Source organism: Myroides phaeus (genome assembly GCF_900099675.1).
GTDB classification, from domain to species: domain Bacteria; phylum Bacteroidota; class Bacteroidia; order Flavobacteriales; family Flavobacteriaceae; genus Flavobacterium; species Flavobacterium phaeum.
On record NZ_FNDQ01000006.1, the window covers coordinates 1 to 17,926 of the forward strand.

10 protein-coding genes, 1 tRNA gene and 2 other RNA genes are annotated in these 17,926 nt (G+C 36.8%); 9 read left to right on the forward strand and 4 right to left on the reverse strand.

Annotated features, from left to right (window positions below; all coding sequences use genetic code 11):
• Positions 1–247 precede the first annotated feature (247 nt).
• A tRNA-Ser gene (locus tag BLT46_RS04305) sits at positions 248–332 on the reverse strand.
• A 516-nt stretch (positions 333–848) separates the two neighbouring features.
• On the opposite strand from BLT46_RS04305, the gene BLT46_RS04310 reads away from it, so the two are divergent.
• The 3 genes from BLT46_RS04310 (at position 849) to BLT46_RS04320 (ending at position 4,323) form a co-directional block, all read left to right on the forward strand.
• Entirely contained in the window at positions 849–1,280 is a 432-nt protein-coding gene (locus tag BLT46_RS04310) for a GNAT family N-acetyltransferase (RefSeq protein ID WP_090406757.1), read from the forward strand.
• A 592-nt stretch (positions 1,281–1,872) separates the two neighbouring features.
• A complete protein-coding gene (gene dnaK, locus BLT46_RS04315; RefSeq protein WP_090406778.1) occupies positions 1,873–3,771 on the forward strand; it encodes a molecular chaperone DnaK in 1,899 nt (632 codons plus the stop codon).
• 255 nt (positions 3,772–4,026) lie between these two features.
• Complete coding sequence (locus BLT46_RS04320) at positions 4,027–4,323, forward strand: hypothetical protein (RefSeq protein WP_143021858.1); 297 nt, start codon at positions 4,027–4,029, stop codon at positions 4,321–4,323.
• A gap of 24 nt (positions 4,324–4,347) precedes the next feature.
• On the opposite strand, the gene BLT46_RS04325 is transcribed toward BLT46_RS04320, so the two are convergent.
• Both BLT46_RS04325 and BLT46_RS04330 read right to left on the reverse strand, forming a co-directional pair.
• The gene (locus BLT46_RS04325) at positions 4,348–5,136 is read right to left on the reverse strand and encodes a hypothetical protein (RefSeq protein ID WP_090406783.1); all 789 of its coding nucleotides are present in this window, start codon (positions 5,134–5,136) and stop codon (positions 4,348–4,350) included.
• Between the two features lie 254 nt (positions 5,137–5,390).
• The gene (locus tag BLT46_RS04330; protein ID WP_090406786.1) at positions 5,391–6,254 is read right to left on the reverse strand and encodes a DUF4595 domain-containing protein; all 864 of its coding nucleotides are present in this window, start codon (positions 6,252–6,254) and stop codon (positions 5,391–5,393) included.
• Positions 6,255–6,565: 311 nt separating this feature from the next.
• On the opposite strand from BLT46_RS04330, the gene BLT46_RS04335 reads away from it, so the two are divergent.
• Positions 6,566–7,063 (forward strand): DNA-deoxyinosine glycosylase, encoded by a 498-nt coding sequence (locus BLT46_RS04335; RefSeq protein ID WP_090406789.1) that lies wholly within the window; start codon positions 6,566–6,568, stop codon positions 7,061–7,063.
• Entirely contained in the window at positions 7,060–7,734 is a 675-nt protein-coding gene (locus BLT46_RS04340) for a DUF2461 domain-containing protein (RefSeq protein WP_090406792.1), read from the forward strand. The genes BLT46_RS04335 and BLT46_RS04340 overlap by 4 nt, the downstream gene beginning before the upstream one ends.
• A 125-nt stretch (positions 7,735–7,859) precedes the next feature.
• Here BLT46_RS04340 and BLT46_RS04345 read toward each other — a convergent pair whose 3' ends face one another.
• On the reverse strand, positions 7,860–8,957 hold the full coding sequence (locus tag BLT46_RS04345) for a glutaminyl-peptide cyclotransferase (protein WP_090406797.1): 1,098 nt from the start codon (positions 8,955–8,957) through the stop codon (positions 7,860–7,862).
• An 88-nt stretch (positions 8,958–9,045) separates the two neighbouring features.
• Here BLT46_RS04345 and ffs (BLT46_RS04350) point away from each other — a divergent pair.
• The 4 genes from ffs (BLT46_RS04350) (at position 9,046) to tamL (ending at position 17,688) form a co-directional block, all read left to right on the forward strand.
• Positions 9,046–9,144: signal recognition particle sRNA small type (ffs, locus tag BLT46_RS04350), an RNA gene on the forward strand.
• A gap of 420 nt (positions 9,145–9,564) precedes the next feature.
• Positions 9,565–9,663, forward strand: an RNA gene (ffs, locus tag BLT46_RS04355) — signal recognition particle sRNA small type.
• A gap of 659 nt (positions 9,664–10,322) precedes the next feature.
• Positions 10,323–15,398, forward strand: a complete 5,076-nt coding sequence (locus BLT46_RS04360; RefSeq protein WP_090406800.1) for a translocation/assembly module TamB domain-containing protein — start codon at positions 10,323–10,325, stop codon at positions 15,396–15,398.
• Positions 15,376–17,688: a translocation and assembly module lipoprotein TamL gene (gene tamL / locus BLT46_RS04365; protein WP_090406803.1), complete on the forward strand. Its 2,313-nt coding sequence runs from the start codon at positions 15,376–15,378 to the stop codon at positions 17,686–17,688. The genes BLT46_RS04360 and tamL overlap by 23 nt, the downstream gene beginning before the upstream one ends.
• The last annotated feature ends 238 nt before the right edge of the window (positions 17,689–17,926 follow it).

The window sequence follows — 17,926 nt, forward strand, 5'->3', positions numbered from 1 at the left end:
ATTAAGTACTTTAGAATGATGTATAGAGGTGTAAGAGATAAGTCATTTTTCCTGTTTAGATTGACGAAACTTTTTGCTTAGTCCCCAACTTTTGCACCTGATCCTAAATTTCTTAAAGAGATATTAGTATTTCAACAGTAAATATGCTAATTTACTTAAATAAAAGATATAAAAAAACCCAACTTTACATTTTTGGGTGTAAAATTGGGTGTTTATGCTTTAACTGACTAAGTATCAGTGTTTATTGCGGAGAAAGAGGGATTCGAACCCCCGGACCTGTTACAGTCAACAGTTTTCAAGACTGCCGCATTCGACCACTCTGCCATTTCTCCGGTCGTATACAGTTGTTCTGTATTGCGAGTGCAAAGATAGCACAAATGTGATACGTGTCAAGGGTTCTGCTGTAATTTTTTGAATAAAAAACGCAGTGTTTCTCTTAACTTATTTACAATGATAGTTTTATGATGTGAAAAAAAATGTACTTTTTTTTGAAATAATTGTGCACCATCTGCTTTTTGGCGAATTTCACAACATAAATAAGAGTGCGGTGGAGTAAAGATTAATCAAAACAAGGTTTGTTATCTTTCTACATCCACTGTTTTTAATAGGCTTGAACTCCAGTTTATCTCTGTTTATGGCAATTATAACTCCGTAATCTTGCTGTACTAAAGTAATCATAGTTTATGGTGATTATAGCTCCGTAATCTTGCTGTACTAAATGTAATTCCAATTCATCTCTGTTTACCCCCTTGTAGATTGTATTACAAATTTATGTGCGTGCTATGCGGTTATAAGCAAAAGAAGAATGATTTTTGTGCTCTATACAGTGTAAATCAAAATCGATAGGGATGATAAGAAAAGTAAAGGTAGTGGATTACCCAAGGTTGATGGAAATATGGGAGAGTGCGGTTGTAAATACACACGACTTTCTGCATAAAGAGGATTTTGAATACTATAAAGCAAATATTCCAAGGTATTTTCAATATGTAAATTTGTATGCACTTGAGAATGCAAGTGGCGTACTGGTTGGGTTTATGGGAATTGCGGAAGAGAGCTTGGAGATGTTGTTTATTGATAACGCATATAGGGGACAAGGCATAGGCAAGCAGTTGCTTAGGTATGCTGTGGAGCAAATGAACGTTTCTAAAGTAGATGTGAATGAACAAAACACACAAGGGGTTGGCTTTTATCTGCATTGTGGGTTTACACAGATCGGTCGTTCTGAACTGGATGACCAGGGTAAGGCGTATCCAATCTTACATCTTGCCTTGTCAAAGTAAATGCTAATGCACTTATAATTGTAGCCCTACATTAAACGGGTATCTACACAAGGCAACGCACTTATACGTGTTGCCTATTCTCAATAGGGATATTCATCTAAACACGTATCTACACAAAGCAACGCACTTATACGTGTTGCTTATTCTCAATAGGGATATTCATCTAAACACGTATCTACACAAGGCAACGCACTTATACGTGTTGCTTATTCTCAATAAGGATATTCATCTAAACACGTATCTACAAAAAGCAAGACATATACTCGTTACACAGCAAGACGATTGCCTCAATAATCCGGTTTTGGTTTATAGAAGCAGTGTTTTTATTGAAAAAGGGGAGTAGATTGTAGTAATCTACCGTTTATTGGTGGAATTTCAAGCATATTGCTGTCAGCGTTGTACTGACGAAATGGGCTGTAAATAATGAAGTAATAGTAACGAAAATGACAATCTGACATATTAAAATGCGAGTATTTGCCCTAAAAGGCTGAAAAGTGTCATTTTTTTGTGTTGGCACAGAGATTGTTTAATAGTAACCGAGCTTGAAGCTCAGAAATGAACAAATTGTATAAAAATAAACTATAAAGATATTATGAGTAAAATAATCGGTATTGACTTAGGAACTACAAACTCATGTGTTTCAGTAATGGAAGGTAACGAGCCAGTAGTAATCCCTAACGCAGAGGGTAAAAGAACTACACCATCAGTAGTTGCGTTCGTAGAAGGTGGAGAAATTAAAGTTGGTGACCCTGCTAAACGTCAGGCGGTAACTAACCCTACAAAAACAGTTTCTTCTATTAAGAGATTTATGGGAGAAAAATTCAGTGAAATTTCTAACGAAATTAGCGCTGTTCCTTACAAAGTATTAAAAGGTGACAACGACACTGCACGTGTAGATATCGACGGGCGTTTATATACTGCTCAAGAGATTTCTGCAATGACTTTGCAAAAAATGAAAAAAACAGCTGAGGACTATTTAGGACAAGAAGTTTCTGAAGCAGTAATCACTGTACCAGCATATTTTAACGATGCACAACGTCAAGCTACTAAAGAAGCTGGGGAAATTGCAGGATTAAAAGTAAGACGTATTATTAACGAGCCTACAGCGGCTGCGTTAGCTTACGGATTAGACAAAACAGGAAAAGACCAAAAAGTTGTTGTATATGACTTAGGTGGTGGTACTTTTGATATCTCTATCCTTGAATTAGGTGATGGTGTGTTTGAAGTATTGTCTACTAATGGAGATACTCACTTAGGTGGGGATGACTTTGACAACGTAATCATCAACTGGTTAGCTGATGAGTTTAACGCTGCTGAAGGTGTTGACTTACGTAAAGATGCTATGGCATTACAACGTTTGAAAGAGGCTGCTGAGAAAGCGAAAGTTGAGTTGTCTTCTGCTACACAAACAGAGATTAACTTACCTTATGTTACAGCTACTGCTTCTGGACCTAAACACTTAGTGCAAACTTTAACAAGAGCTAAATTTGAACAATTATCTGACGATTTAGTACGTCGTTCAATGATTCCTTGTGAGAAAGCATTAAAAGACGCTGGATTATCTAAATCTGATATTGATGAAGTAATCTTAGTTGGTGGGTCTACTCGTATCCCGAGAATTCAAGAAGAAGTTGAGAAGTTCTTTGGTAAAAAACCACATAAAGGTGTTAACCCAGACGAGGTTGTAGCTATTGGTGCTGCTATCCAAGGTGGGGTATTAACAGGTGATGTTAAAGACGTATTGTTATTAGACGTTACGCCACTTTCATTAGGTATTGAGACTATGGGAGGTGTATTCACTAAATTAATTGAGTCGAATACTACTATTCCTACTAAAAAATCTCAAGTGTTCTCTACTGCTGCGGATAACCAACCATCGGTTGAAATCCACGTATTACAAGGAGAGAGACCAATGGCTAACGATAACAAAACTATCGGTCGTTTCCACCTTGACGGTTTACCACCAGCACAAAGAGGTGTGCCTCAAATTGAAGTAACTTTTGATATTGATGCGAATGGTATTATTAAAGTATCTGCTACTGATAAAGGAACAGGTAAATCTCACGATATCCGTATCGAGGCTTCATCTGGATTAACTGAAGAAGAAATCCAAAGAATGAAAAAAGAGGCTGAAGCGAATGCTGATGCTGATAAAAAAGCAAAAGAGGCTGTTGAGAAAATCAACGAGGCTGATGCTATGATTTTCCAAACGGAAAAACAATTGAAAGAATTTGGAGATAAATTATCTGCAAACAATAAATCTAACATCGAAGGTGCTTTAGAGGAATTGAAAAAAGCTTTCGAGACAAAAGATGTTGCTACTATTCAACCTGCGTTAGACAAAATTAACGAGGCTTGGAAAGCTGCTTCTGAGGAAATGTACAAAGCGCAAGCTGAAGGACAACAAGGTGGTGCTGAACAAGCGCAACCAAACCAAGGAGGTACTGATGCTGATGGTACGCAAGATGTAGATTACGAAGAAGTTAAATAATCGGATATCCGACATTTAATTGTTATAAAGTGGAAGCCGAGTCTGTTATAGACTCGGCTTTTTTTGTTTACTTACTTTTTGAAGGAAAGGTGTGAGCCGAATATATTGCTTATTCGGCTCAAAATACCCTATAAACATGAGCCGAATAATTAAGCTATTCGGCTCATTGTATTTTATAAAAGGACAGAAGTAATTTTTATTAGGCTGTTTTATGTAGAATTATTATTTTTATTCTGACTTTAAAATTGGTGTCAGATGATGATAGCTACTGTTGTAGGAATATGGATTATGCAGCTTGCACTGAGTGTGCTTTTAGACGCTAAGGGGTTGCGATTGTGGAAACACGCGGTAGTTGCACTAATCTTAGCGATGTATATCTTTGTGATACCGCCTTTGTTTTATCCTGATGTATTGACTAATGAACCACGTTGTGGTATGCCAGATTTAGGAATATTTATGTTTTTCTTGTTAGGAGGAGGAGGGTTGACTATTGTTACTCATTTCGTTTACCTTCTAATAGCGAAGAATAAACGAAATAAGGCAACACGATAGTCTTATATAGTTTAGACGGGACTTTTAGTTAAGTCCCATATTCTGACGTCTATTCACTATTTCAAGCATATATTTCTCAATGTATGGTCTTGCTTCTTCTAAAGTAGCAATTCCGGGAAACTCAATTGGTGTGGCAGAGAAATATCCTTTCAATACGCTTACAGGTTCTCCGTTTCGCATAAATACAGATAAGGTATTGTCCACCTTTGGTTTGTCTCCTATCTGAATGCTAAAGTCGATTAAGCGTTGTGAACACAACTGTGCGTCACTCAATATCTCGTCTTCTGATTTTGTTGTTTTTGTAACCTCTGTTGCTAATCCTCTTACAAGAATAGTTGAGGTGTTTTCTTTTGGCAACTCTAAGAAAGGATGTCCTGGTTGTAAAGGTTTGTTTAGCAAACATTCGTCAGCCACTTCATACCAAAAACCTTTAGCGATAACTTCAATAAATTGGTCGTGAAACTGGAAAATGTAATGTGAGTAATCCGTTAGCATTTCCGTTACATTTCCACCAAATTCATAATCTGTACCGTAGTGTTTTTTCTCGTAGTTGTAACGCTCTCCTAACCAAGAAGAGTTGATTATTTTGTATATCCAAACGACTTCGTCTGTAGCCGATGTAATGTTTTGTCCGAAAGGTAAGTATTCTCCTCTTGAAACCTTGATTGAGTCTAAACCTTGAAAGGTTACTCGTCCAAATTTCTCATTATCAGTTTCAAAATATATTCCGCTTAGTTTATCAGCGTAAATGACAGTTGGTGTTAAAACGTATTCGGGCGAAACCGGTATATAGATTCCTATTGCAAATGACATTTGTGGTGTATTTAATAAGTGTTTTTAAGTGGGGCAAATTTACTAATAATCCTTTATCTATGGGCGTTTGAACCTATTTTTGTGTATGTACTTTCTAATGTGTTGTTTCATAGCTTACTGCTGTTTAATACTGGAGGAACAAACCTTTTTTTAAGTGTGATTTTACACTTGTAAATGAGTAAAATAAGAGATAATAACTAAAAAAGTCCAACTATATGCAGTTGGACTTTGTTTGTGATAAACTGAAAATACGTTTAGTATTTGATGTCAAATGTAGTTGTTTCAGTTTCGTTTTCATATTTGTAGAATGTTGTTCTCACTACTTGAGATACTAATCCTTTTTCGTTTAGTTTGTAAGTATAAGAATATGCTCTACGAGATGTTTCATATTGCTGTAATAAGTTAGTTGCTTTTACACCTAATAACCCCTGAATAGCAGCGTATCTTGGATTGATGAAGTTAGGATAACTTGCAATAAGTGCGTTTAAGTCAATATTGCTATTGTTTAAAATATCTGATTTTTTATACGTATTCGATATTTGTTCACGTGTTTGCGTTTTTAAAGGATTTCCTTCTTCCCAAATGTACTCTTCAATATCGTGATTAATGTTACTTTTGTTATCAATTTTTACAAGTTGATTTAACTCGTTGTATGTAAAGTCGTAACGTCTGTTAGTGTCTTCTGTATTAGCTAAAGTAACTTTTAATGAAATAGCTTTCATTTCATTTGGAGCTAAGGTAAATTCATATACGTCTTCTCCTGTAATTCCTTTTTGTGTTACAAAAGCAGTCGCCTTTCCATTGCTGTACTCGTAGCGAATATCCTCAGCGTCAAAAGAAGGGCTTGTTTTTAATCCACTTACAGTGTTTAATGTATTATCTGCATTGTAACTAAAAACAGTTTTTATAGTTGTTATATCTCCTTTTTTGTTGTTTGTAATTTCAACTTCTTTTACTAAGTCAACTTGTTGTTTTCTTGTAGGAGGAACGATAGGTGCAGATATAGGTGCTCCTTTTTGTGGCTCTGGATTTACAAGGTTATTATCATCTCCTTTACTACAGCTTCCTAAGGTTAATACCATTGTTAATCCAAAGAAAAATAATTGTTTTCTAATCATAGCGTAATTATTAAGTTTTTGTTTTGTTATTATGTTTATATGTACACTTAATAGATATTATTGTGTTTAATGTTGGCTTTTTATCTACTAAAGTGTATTTTGTTTTTATTTTGTGCAAAATTATTTATTTCTACTTTTAGTTATAAAAAACACCAGGAAAATTATAAAAAATTTAACGCATTGCATTGACTGATAGTCTATTCGCTGTTTTCTGTTGCTAATGTTTTACGTAGTTTGCCTTATTTTGGCATTTTATTTCCAAGATGTGTTTTTTTTGGCGACTATTTTAGAAAACACCTATCTTTATCGGTATGAAGAATGAAATGCGTATTGCTTCTTTTGAACCGTTGATAGGCGATGATGCTACTGTTCTTGTGCTTGGAACGATGCCCAGTGTGAAGTCGTTAGAGGGACAAGAGTATTACGGCAATAGACAAAATGCCTTTTGGCCTATCTTATTTGGGGTGTTTGAAGAAGAAATGACTACTGATTACGAACGAAAGAAGGAATTGTTAAGACGACACAGAATTGCGTTGTGGGACGTTTTGCAATCGTGTGAACGCGAAGGGAGCTTAGATAGTAAGATAAAAGGAGAGGAGCCTAATGATATTGTGGGCTTGCTAAAAGCGTATCCTACTATAAAGACCATTGTGTTCTCCAGTCAAAAGGCAGCACAGTATTTTAAAAAGTACATTGGTACCATAGAAGGTATTACCTTTGTAACAATGCCATCGCCCAGTGGGGCTAATGCAAGGATGAGCTTGCAAGACAAATTAAATCATTGGAAAACACTTAAATCATTTATATGAAGTCGCTACAGAAAGAACACTTAGATTTTTTGGTAACGCTTAGTCAGAATAACAATAAGCCTTGGTTTGCAGAAAATAAACCGTATTTCGACAAGCTATTTGCAGAGGTGAAAGACTTCTTTAAAGAGGTGTATGAAACGATGCAACAGCACGATGGGGTGGATTTGTTTCACGTTCATCGCATTTATAGAGATGTGCGTTTTTCTAAGGATAAAACGCCTTATAAAACGTATTTTGGTTTACACTTAGGACGTAATAAGCCGTTGTTAAGAGGAGGGTATTACATCAATATCGAGCCAGGAAAGAGTTTTGTTGGTGGTGGTTTCTGGGAACCTAATAAAGAGGACTTATTGCGTATTCGAAAGGAGATTGAAATGGATGATAGTGAGTTGCGCGATATAATTAAAGACAAGCGTTTTCAAGCGTATTTTGGCGATTTAGTAGGTGAGGAGTTGAAAACTTGCCCTAAGGGATTTGACAAAGAGCATCCTGCCATTGACTTATTGCGCAAGAAACAGTTTTTAGTTATGCGTCCATTTACAGATAAAGAGATATTAAAACCGGGTTTTGCGGATGAAGTGATTAAAACGTTTGAGGCAATGCGTCCGTTTTTTGACTATATGTCGGATGTACTAACCACTGATGTAAACGGGGTTAACTTGTATGAATAGGGAATTGTACGCCTGTTGTCAATTGTGCTAATTCCGATTATTAGCAACAATAACTCAAGTATAAAAGAGCAAAAAAAGCCTCAATAACACTGTTTGTTATTGAGGCTTTTTTGATTTGAGATATTCTATTTAATGATTTCAATTTCAAACATCTTATCCCAGTTTTTACCTGTTAAGAAGAATGTTTTTGTTTGCGGATTATAAGCAATTCCGTTTAAAACATCGCGGTCTTGGTGATACGTTGTCTTGTCTAATAATTCCTTCACATCCACAATGGCTTCTACTGCTCCCGTTTTTGGGTTGATAATAGCAATTGCGTTTTGACCGTAAACATTTGCGTAGATTTTACCATCTACCCATTCTAATTCGTTTACTCCTTTTATAGCAGTTCTGTTAATGTAAACTTTGATTTGGTCAACCTCTGTAAATGTTTCTGGGTCTACTTTATAAATCGTTTCATCACCACCCGTCATATATAAATGCGTACCGTCATTTGTCAATCCCCAACCTTCCATATTCTTGAAGTAAGGCAATGTTTTTATTTTCTCCAATGTTTCAGGATTATACACATAAGCCTCCTTGTTTTGGTAAGTCAGTTGATACAGTTTATCGTTTAAAATAGTACACCCTTCCCCAAAAATCTCCATTGGCAACTTGTGTATTTTTGTTACTTGTCCTGTTTTATAATCAACGTGGCGAACACTTGACACACCTTTTTTACCAGTACCTTGGTAGTTGATAGCCGTTCCACCACCTTCACCATTACCAGTACTTTCTATCATAGTACCCTTGTAAAATTCCAACCCTTGTGTATAAGCTTCTTGGTCGTGCGGATAGGTATTTACTATTCTGTATGAATAAGCAACCGGCGTAACAGGAGAAGTTACCTCAATCTTAGTCGTTACCTCTTTTTGTTGTCCGTCAGCATACGCTATTCCTTTAATAATTGTTTCACCCAATTTCTCGTTTGCTAAGTTGTAATTCAGCACCTCATTATTCTTTGCTGTAGCTATTTTTTTGTCGTTTAAATAGTAAGCAACAGAATCAATTTCGGCGTTATCAGTTGTTTTTAATGACAATTTTAGGTCTTCATTTCCTGCATAAAGTTGTTTTAAATGCGTCGTATCAATAGAAAAAACATTTTTCTCTAAATTTTTATTGTTCGAACAGCTCATTAAAACAAAGCCTAAGGCTATGGGAAATAGAATATTATAATTTTTCATCCGTCTTTTTAATTTTAATACAATATACAAATCTTATCGGAAAAGTAGAAAAGACTTGCAGAAATATAAAATGGTTGTATATTTGCAGTGGCAAGTCCTACGCGACCAGCTCCTGCAGACTCCTCCAGGGTGGGAACGCAGCAAAGGTATGTGGTTGTAGCGGTGCGACGTAGGTAGCTTGCCATTTTTTTATTCTCTCAGTTAATCTCCATTAGGGAGATTTTTTTGTTTTTACTCCTTTTCAACTGATAACCGAAAGGTGTTATCTCGTTTTCTTGATTATAACAATTTTTACTTCTTTTTATTGTTTGACTACCTTGTGTTTTGTGACTTATTACTTTGTTGTTTTTGTGGAAATGGGCAAGGAGTACTCGTTTTTAGCAATAGATTTCAATAGAAAAAAAGTTGATTTTTAAGTGTAAACGATTGCTTTTGGTCTTACTACTTGGCGTATTTAGTACCAAATAGGGGCTTTGATGACTGTATTGACTACAATCCTCTATTTTTTTTAATCTGTGATTTTATTGAAATAGAGGGACTTACTTTTTTATTTGTAGGATATTTTCATTTTTGTTTTCATTACTCCAAAATGGTTGTATATTTGCAGTGGCAAGTCCTACGCGACCAGCTCCTGCAGACTCCTCCAGGGTGGGAACGCAGCAAAGGTATGTGGTTGTAGCGGTGCGACGTAGGTAGCTTGCCATTTTTTTATTATCTCAGTTAATCTCCATCAGGGAGATTTTTTTGTTTTTACCCCTTTCCAATTGTGCTTAGAACAGCACAAGTCTACTATTCTTTTTAACGTTATTTCTACTGTGAAAAAACATCTTTTTAAGAGGTTAAATAGCTCTTAAAGCCGTATTAATGCAGTGTTGTTTGACTCATGTACCACATTGTTACCACATTACTACCACACACCTTCGAGAAAAAGGCGTTTTTTCGAACGAATGTGGTACTTGTGTGGTAGATGTCTCGAACATGGTCCGTTTAAAACTCGGCTTAAAGGTGTTTAAAGCTATAAGAGTATTCCAAAATGTTATTTTCCCAATCTTTAGGTATTGCAATTTTATTTATAATTTCTTCATCAAGGAGATAGATTAGTAGTGAACTCATATTAGTACTCATATGGAGATATCACTGTTGTTTTGCTTGGTATAATTGGGGTGTGTACTACTTTTTATGATTTGGTACGGCTTAAAAAGGTTGTGATTTATTCTCTAATTGTGAATTTTATTGGGCTTGTTATAAGGCATTAGGTCTGTTCGTTTTTCATTGCTGAAAAAAAACAGAATTATTTTAATTTAAACAGTGATAAACGCTAAAAATGGGATGGTTTTTGTTATTTTTGATGTTAAAAAATAAACGTTGGGGAAATTATCTATAAAAATTGGGAAAATCATAGGGTGGATATTTGTGTCTATCCTTGTTTTACTGCTGTTGGTTATTGTTGCTATTCAAATTCCTTATGTTCAAAATAAGGTTAAGGATGTTGCAATTACTTTTGTGCAAGATAAGATTGGTACGCCTGTACGCTTAGACCGCATTGAAATTGCTTTTCCTAAGAAAATTGTTGTGAAAGGACTTTACTTAGAGTCGCAACAAAAAGACACCTTGCTGTACACAAATTATTTAGGGGTTGATATTAGTTTGTTTAAACTGATTTCAAGTACTGTTGATGTGAGTAAGGTGGAGTTAGATGATTTTAAAGCGAATATTACCCGCGATAGCTTAGGAAAGTTCAACTTTGATTATATCATTGATGCTTTTGCTTCTGAAGATGATAAGGAGGAGGAAGAGAGTGGTTCGATGAAAATTGAGGTGGGAGAAATCAACCTGAGTAAGTTACAACTGAGTTTTCAAGATGAGTATGACGGACATCATTTGAAGTTTGGGTTAAACAAATTTATTACGCGTTTTAAACAATTCGATTTAGACGAGATGAAATTTGCTTTGCCTAAGATTGCTATTGATGGGGTGGACGTTGATTATAAGAAATTACCTGCTTCTTTGGCGAGTATCGAAAAGGCAAATGAGGTGGTGATGGCTGAGGCGAGTGAGGACACGCCTGCTGCTTTACCTACGCTTAATTTGGGCACTATTACCTTGAGTAATAGCAAGGTTTTATTTGATGATACGGATAATAAAATGTACGCTAAATTAACTCTTGGCGAGTTCTTAGCGCGTTTTGACGGTCTTGATTTGGTTAATCAACAGATTGATATCAATGAGATAAAATTGGAGGATACTACGGGTGTTGTGCGTTTGTTGCCTAATAAAGAGGCTAAAACTGCTGAAAAGAAAGAGGATACTGCTGCTGCTGAGCCTGCTGCTGAGGAGGTGAAAACAGAAGAGGTGCCTTGGAAATTGGGTATTAAGGATTTAGCGTTGAACAAGATTAACGTGAAATATGACGATTCAAATGTGAAACCAGTGGCGTTTGGTTTAGACCCTAACCACATTGAAGTTACGGATTTGAACGTCAAGTTGAAAGACTTCCAGTTTTCTTCGACGAATATCGTGGGTAACTTAGAACGCTTTTCTTTTAATGAGCAAAGTGGACTAAAATTAGACAATTTTAAGACGTATTTCTTATACGGTGAACAGACGGCTTTTATTAAAGATTTTGTTCTTGAAACGCCTAATACACATATTAAGTCAAGTATTATTTTAAACTATGTTGATGTTAATAAATTAGTAGATGATATTGCTAATATGTCGATTGACGCTACTATTGAGGATTCTCATTTAGGGCTACAGGATGTGTATTTAGCAATGCCAACTGTTTTTGATGAGGCTGGTTTGAAGGGAATGAACAACAAGACGTTTACGTTTGATGCAAAGGTAAAGGGGGTGGTTGACGACCTAACGATTGATAGATTAATGATTACAGGGTTGCAAGCTACTGTGCTTAATGTGCAAGGGGGAATTAAAGGACTACCGGTTCCGGAAAAGACAATCGTTGATTTAAAGATAAATAAAGTACAAACATCGGCTAAGGATATTATGGGGGTAGCGCCTAAAGGTGTGGTTCCGGATAATATTCAAATTCCTGCTCATATGACTTTAAACGGTTTTGTGAAAGGGGGAATGCAGGCTATTCAAACCCAATTGGCGTTGAAAACAACGGCTGGTAATGTGGATTTGAAGGCTTCTTTAGACCAACGTAGAAAGGGAAAAGAGAAGTATTCGCTATTAGCGGATGTGAAAGAGTTGCAGGTGGGTAGTTTGATTAAAAACGATTCTATTGGCAATTTGACTATGCGTATTCAAGCGGATGGAACGAGCTTTGAACCTACTTCTGCTAATGCTACTGCGGTGATTGATGTGGCTAAAGCGGAGTTTAATGGGTATACGTACAACAATCTTAAAGTGGATGGTGCGGTTGAAAACGGAAAGTACAAGGTTACTTCTGTGAATAATGATCCTAACCTGACTTTTGACTTACAAGCGGATGGGGTGTGGACTGAGCAAGGGATTAGCTTGAATATGTTGGGTGATTTTAAACATATCGACTTACATAAGTTACATATCGAAGATAAACCTGCCGTGTTCTCTGCTGTGGTGGATGCGAAGATGAATAATGTAATGCCAGATGATTTAGATGGACAGTTGCGTTTGAAAGACGTGAACTTTATTTCGGCAGAACGCGCGTATTCGCTAATGCCGATTGAGCTGACAGCAACGGCTAAGGAGGCGTATAGAGAGATGAACTTGACTTCTCAGTTGATTGATTTCAACATCAAAGGGGAGTATAAGTTGACGGAATTAGGGGATAAGATTGGAAAGACAATTGCGCATTATTTTGATAGTGAGGGCGAGGTAGAGAAACCGATTAAGGAAGGGGAGAAGAAAGAGGATAACCAACATTTTACGTACACGATTAACGTAAAGGATAATCCGATTATTCACAAGATAGTTCCTGAGTTAACAGATATTAAACCGATTGCGTTTAGTGGAAAATATGATGCTGATTCAAATTATATTAGTTTAACAGGGAATATTCCGCTTTTGAAATATGGTGATAATGAGATTACAAATATTAGTGTTGATGTAAAACCTTATTATACTGCATTGGGGTATAGCTTTAGTGTAGAGCGAATTGCCAATGCGAGTATTGGGTTGAGACGCTTGAACTTGAAAGGGGCTGTACAGGATAACAAATTGGCGTATGACTTGAACTTGAAAGATAGTGCGGGTGCGTTGTGTTATGTTATTTCGGGTGAACTGGCAATGGATGAAAAGGATATGGTTATGAAGTTGTATCCGAATGGGTTTATGCTTGATTACGCAAAATGGGATGTTAATCCAGATAACCGTTTTGTGATTAAACCGGAAGGGTTCTATGTAAAGGATTTTGTATTGACACAAGGGAAAAGTGCTCTTGTCATCGAATCAGAACAAGAGAAAGTGAATAGTCCGCTTAGCATCAAGTTTAAAGAGTTTAGCATTGAAACGCTGACTAAAATGGTGAAGAAAGACGTGCTATTGGCAAGTGGTTTTATCAATGGTGAGGTGAATTTGAAAGACTTGACTACGGATATGCGATTTGTGTCGGATATTGATATTCGCGACTTACACGCAATGGAGATTGCGCTTGGAAATTTACACGTTGGTGTGAAAAATGAAAGTGCGAGCAAGTTCATTGCAGATGTGGTTTTAGAAGGTGGCGACAATAGAATTGAGTTAGATGGATGGGCAGATGCGGATACCAAAGAGATGAGTTTAGACCTTGATTTGGCTAAGCTTCAAATGGATGCTTTTGAGTATTTTGCAAAGGAACATATTTCAAATGCTGAAGGGTATTTTAACGGGAAACTGAATGTGGGTGGTAAGTTTGATGATCCTCGTGTTTTAGGGGCATTGAACTTCAATAACATTGGGTTACACGTGAATGACTTGAATGCGGATTTTAAAAATATTAATGAAAAGATATCGTTTACAAATAGGGGTATTGAGCTGGATAAGTTTAGTATCACGGATGTGGATGGTAATTTATTAGTAATCGATGGTCAGATATTGACTAAGGCGTACCAAGACTTTAAGTTTAATTTGTTGATTACAGCGTTAGACTTTAAAGCGGTTAATTCAACTGTGAAGGACAACGATATGTACTACGGAACATTGGTGTTTGATACGCGTATTTCAATTCAAGGTGATTTGAATAAACCTGTGGTTACAGGGGGAATTGAGATTGGTAAAAAGACCAACTTTACATTTGTAATGCCGCAAGAAGATCCGAGTATTGCGGATAGAGAGGGAATTGTAGAGTTTGTTGATCAAGAGAGTTTGCAAGTGGCGGAGATGAAGAAGTATGAGGATGATTTTAATAACTCGGCTTTGAAAGGATTGGATGTTTCGCTGGCTATTAAAGTGGACAAAGATGCGGCTTTTACAATGGTGATGGATAAGTCAAGTGGGGATAAGATATTGTTGAAAGGAAATGCTGATTTGGTAGGAGGGATCGACCCGTCTGGTAAGGTAACATTGGCTGGTAGATATGAGTTCTCTGAGGGGGCATACGACTTGTCGTTTAATATGCTAAAACGTCGTTTTGAGGTTGAAAAGGGTAGTTATATTATTTGGGCAGGTGATCCTACTGATGCTACGTTGAACTTAACGGCGATTTACGAAACAAGTACAGCGCCTATGGACTTGTTAGGAGGACAGTTAAGTGGTCTTTCGCCAACACAACAGAATATGTATAAACAGCGTATTCCGTTCCAGGCTCTTTTGAAAATGGAAGGGGAGTTGTTGAAACCGGAGATATCGTTTGACTTGCGCTTGAAAGAGGGTATTACAAGTGCTTCTGGTGATGTGATTAACAACACAAAAACGAAGTTAGAACAGTTGAGAACGAATGAGTCTGAAATGAACAAACAGGTGTTTGCCTTGTTGTTGTTAAACAGATTTATTGGTGAGAACCCGTTTGAAAGTAGCGCGGGTGGTATGACAGCAGGGGCTATGGCACGTCAGAGTGTGAGTAGATTGCTTTCAGATCAGTTGAACAACTTGGCGAGTAACCTTATTTCGGGTGTGGAGCTAAACTTTAACTTGGAGTCAAGTGAGGATTTCTCATCTGGAAATAGAGAGAATAGAACAGATTTAAACGTGGCTGTTTCTAAGCGTTTGTTCTCGGATAGACTTAAAGTAACGGTTGGAAGTAGCTTTGAGGTAGAAGGAAACCAACGCCAGAATGAACAGGCAAATAATATTGCTGGGGATATTGAGTTAGAGTATGCGTTGTCTAAAGATGGGCGTTACCTAATGCGTGTGTACCGCAAAAATAGATATGAGGTTGCCTTACAAGGGCAGATTGTAGAAACAGGGGTAGGATTTATTATAACTATGAGTTACGAGAAGTTTAAAGAGCTATTTGAAAATTCAAGAGATAAAAGACAATTAAAAAAACGACTGAGAGATGAAGTTAAAGATGAAAAGTAGGTTTACACATATTTTAGCAGGTGGTGTTGTTTTTGCTTTTTTGTTTTCTTGTAGTGCAACACGTCATTTAAAAGAGGATGAATATTTATATACAGGGGGAAAGATTATCATAGAGAGTGATAGCTTAAGCAAGAGTCAGAAGTCGGAAATGGCGGATGGCTTGCAGGGGTTATTACGCCCAATTCCCAATTCGTCTTTTTTAGGAATGCATCCAAAGTTGTTTTTCTACAATTTAGGGGGAAACCCGGATAAGACAAATAAATTGAGACGATGGTTGAGAAACAAAATGGGTGAACCGCCTGTGTTGATTGACCAAGTAGATATGGACCAAAACCGCGCTATTCTATCGAATAGGTTAGAAAATCAAGGGTATTTTAACGTTCAGGTATCGTCTGATTCTGTGGTTGTTTCTGAAAAGAAAAGACGTGTGGATTATACAATTGTGCCTCAACAACAGTATAAAATACGCGAGTTTACTTTTGCAAAAGACTCGACTGAACTAAATAAATGGCTGACTAAGGCAATGCGTTTTACGCGTTTAAAAGAGGGAAGAGCGTATGATTTAGACAATATCAAGGATGAACGTGTTCGCTTTGATAACTACCTAAAGAATAAAGGGTACTACTTTTTTAGTCCAGACCACCTGTTGGTTCAAGTGGATAGTACGGTTGGAAAACACGAGGTAGACTTGCGTTTGAGAGTAAAAGACGCAACGCCGAAGTTGGCATTGGAACCATATACGATAGATAAGATTTTTATTTTTTCAGATTATACGCTGGAGGACAAGAATATTAAGGAGCAGTTGGAAACGGCTAAGGAGTACAAAGACTTCTTGATTGTGGATCCGAAAGAAAAGTTTAAGCCTTCTATTTTTGACCATACCATTCACTTAGAAAACGGGGAGACGTATAATAGAAATGACCATAATTTATCGCTAAACCGATTGGTGAGTTTAGGGGTGTTTAAGTTTGTGAAGAATCAGTTTGAGATTTCAGATACGCTAAACCACAAGTTGAATGCTTACTACTTCTTAACACCAGACAAGCCTAAGGCCATTCGCCTTGAGTTGCTTGGAAAGACAAACTCGGCAAGTTATAACGGTGCGGAGCTTAACTTGAATTGGAGTAACAAAAACTTCTTTAGAGGGGCTGAGGTATTTTCAGTTTCTGCTTATGGTGGAGCGGACTTTCAGATGTCGTCTACAAACAAAGGTTACAATGTTTACAAGGCGGGGTTAGAAGCAAGTTTAACGTGGCCTAAGATTATAGCACCGTGGGATTTTAAATCGGCCAGTGCGTATATTCCAAAAACAAGAGCAGTGTTAGGAGGGGAGTATTTACATAGAACACAATTATACTCATTGAAATCGTTTAAGGCGTCTTGGGGGTATTTGTGGAAAGAGAATGCTTACAAAGAACATCAGTTAAATGTGATTGAGGCAAATTATGTAAGTCCAGATGATGTTACTGATCTGTATAAACAATATGCAGAGGGTAATCCTTCGTTACAGCGTATTTTAGACAAGCAGTTGACATTTGGTCCTACTTATTCTTATACGTTTACTAATACAGCGCGTCAGTTTAAAAAACATACGTTCTACTATAAAGGATCGTTGGATTTATCAGGGAATATTACAGGATTACTGATGGGGGCAAATGTAGATAAAGACAAAGAGAAAAGCGTATTAGGTGTTCCGTTTAGTCAGTATGTAAAAACAGAACACGACTTTAGACATTATTTGAGGTTGAGTAGAACGTCTCAGTTAGTGAGTAGAGTGCACGCTGGAATTGGTGTGGCGTACGGAAATTCAAAGAATATGCCTTATACCAAGCAGTTTTTTGTAGGGGGGTCTAATAGTATTAGAGCCTTTAGAGCCAGAACCCTTGGACCAGGTAACTTTGATCCTAATACAACAAATAGCAAGTTCATTCCAGACCAATCAGGAGATATGTTGCTTGAGATGAACTTAGAATATAGAAAGAAATTGTTTAGCATTGTACACGGAGCACTGTTTGTAGATGCGGGTAACATCTGGAATTTAAACGAGGTGTCTGACAGACCAGGAGGTAAGTTTAGTAGTAATTTTATTCACGATTTTGCCGTAGGAGCAGGAGCAGGTTTGAGATTTGACGTTACTTTTTTGGTGTTGCGACTTGACTTTGCTTTCCCATTGCGTATCCCTTATAATAAGTCAGGTGAGCGTTGGGTTGTTGATGATATACGATTTGGAGATAGTCAATGGCGAAAAGATAACTTGATGTTTAACTTCGCAATTGGGTATCCATTCTAATAAATGTGGAAACATTACACAATGTAATCCCCCGTTTTCTGTGGAAAGCTGGGGATTGCTTTTTTGGGGTATTTTGTAAGTTGTTGATAATAAGTAAAATGACTGTAATATGTGCTAAAATGATAAAAATGGCACGATATTTACTATTATAATTAATGTAAGGTGTTATTAAAAAATGAAGATTAGCAATAATCTTCGGCTTTGAAAAAGAAAATAAAGTGTTTGTTTAAAGAATTAT

Coding starts and splice junctions, on each gene's coding strand:
- BLT46_RS04310 (WP_090406757.1), top strand. CDS start 849: ATGATAAGAAAAGTAAAGGTAGTGGATTACCCAAGGTTGATGGAAATA.
- dnaK (WP_090406778.1), top strand. CDS start 1,873: ATGAGTAAAATAATCGGTATTGACTTAGGAACTACAAACTCATGTGTT.
- BLT46_RS04320 (WP_143021858.1), top strand. CDS start 4,027: ATGATGATAGCTACTGTTGTAGGAATATGGATTATGCAGCTTGCACTG.
- BLT46_RS04325 (WP_090406783.1), bottom strand. CDS start 5,136: ATGTCATTTGCAATAGGAATCTATATACCGGTTTCGCCCGAATACGTT.
- BLT46_RS04330 (WP_090406786.1), bottom strand. CDS start 6,254: ATGATTAGAAAACAATTATTTTTCTTTGGATTAACAATGGTATTAACC.
- BLT46_RS04335 (WP_090406789.1), top strand. CDS start 6,566: ATGAAGAATGAAATGCGTATTGCTTCTTTTGAACCGTTGATAGGCGAT.
- BLT46_RS04340 (WP_090406792.1), top strand. CDS start 7,060: ATGAAGTCGCTACAGAAAGAACACTTAGATTTTTTGGTAACGCTTAGT.
- BLT46_RS04345 (WP_090406797.1), bottom strand. CDS start 8,957: ATGAAAAATTATAATATTCTATTTCCCATAGCCTTAGGCTTTGTTTTA.
- tamL (WP_090406803.1), top strand. CDS start 15,376: ATGAAGTTAAAGATGAAAAGTAGGTTTACACATATTTTAGCAGGTGGT.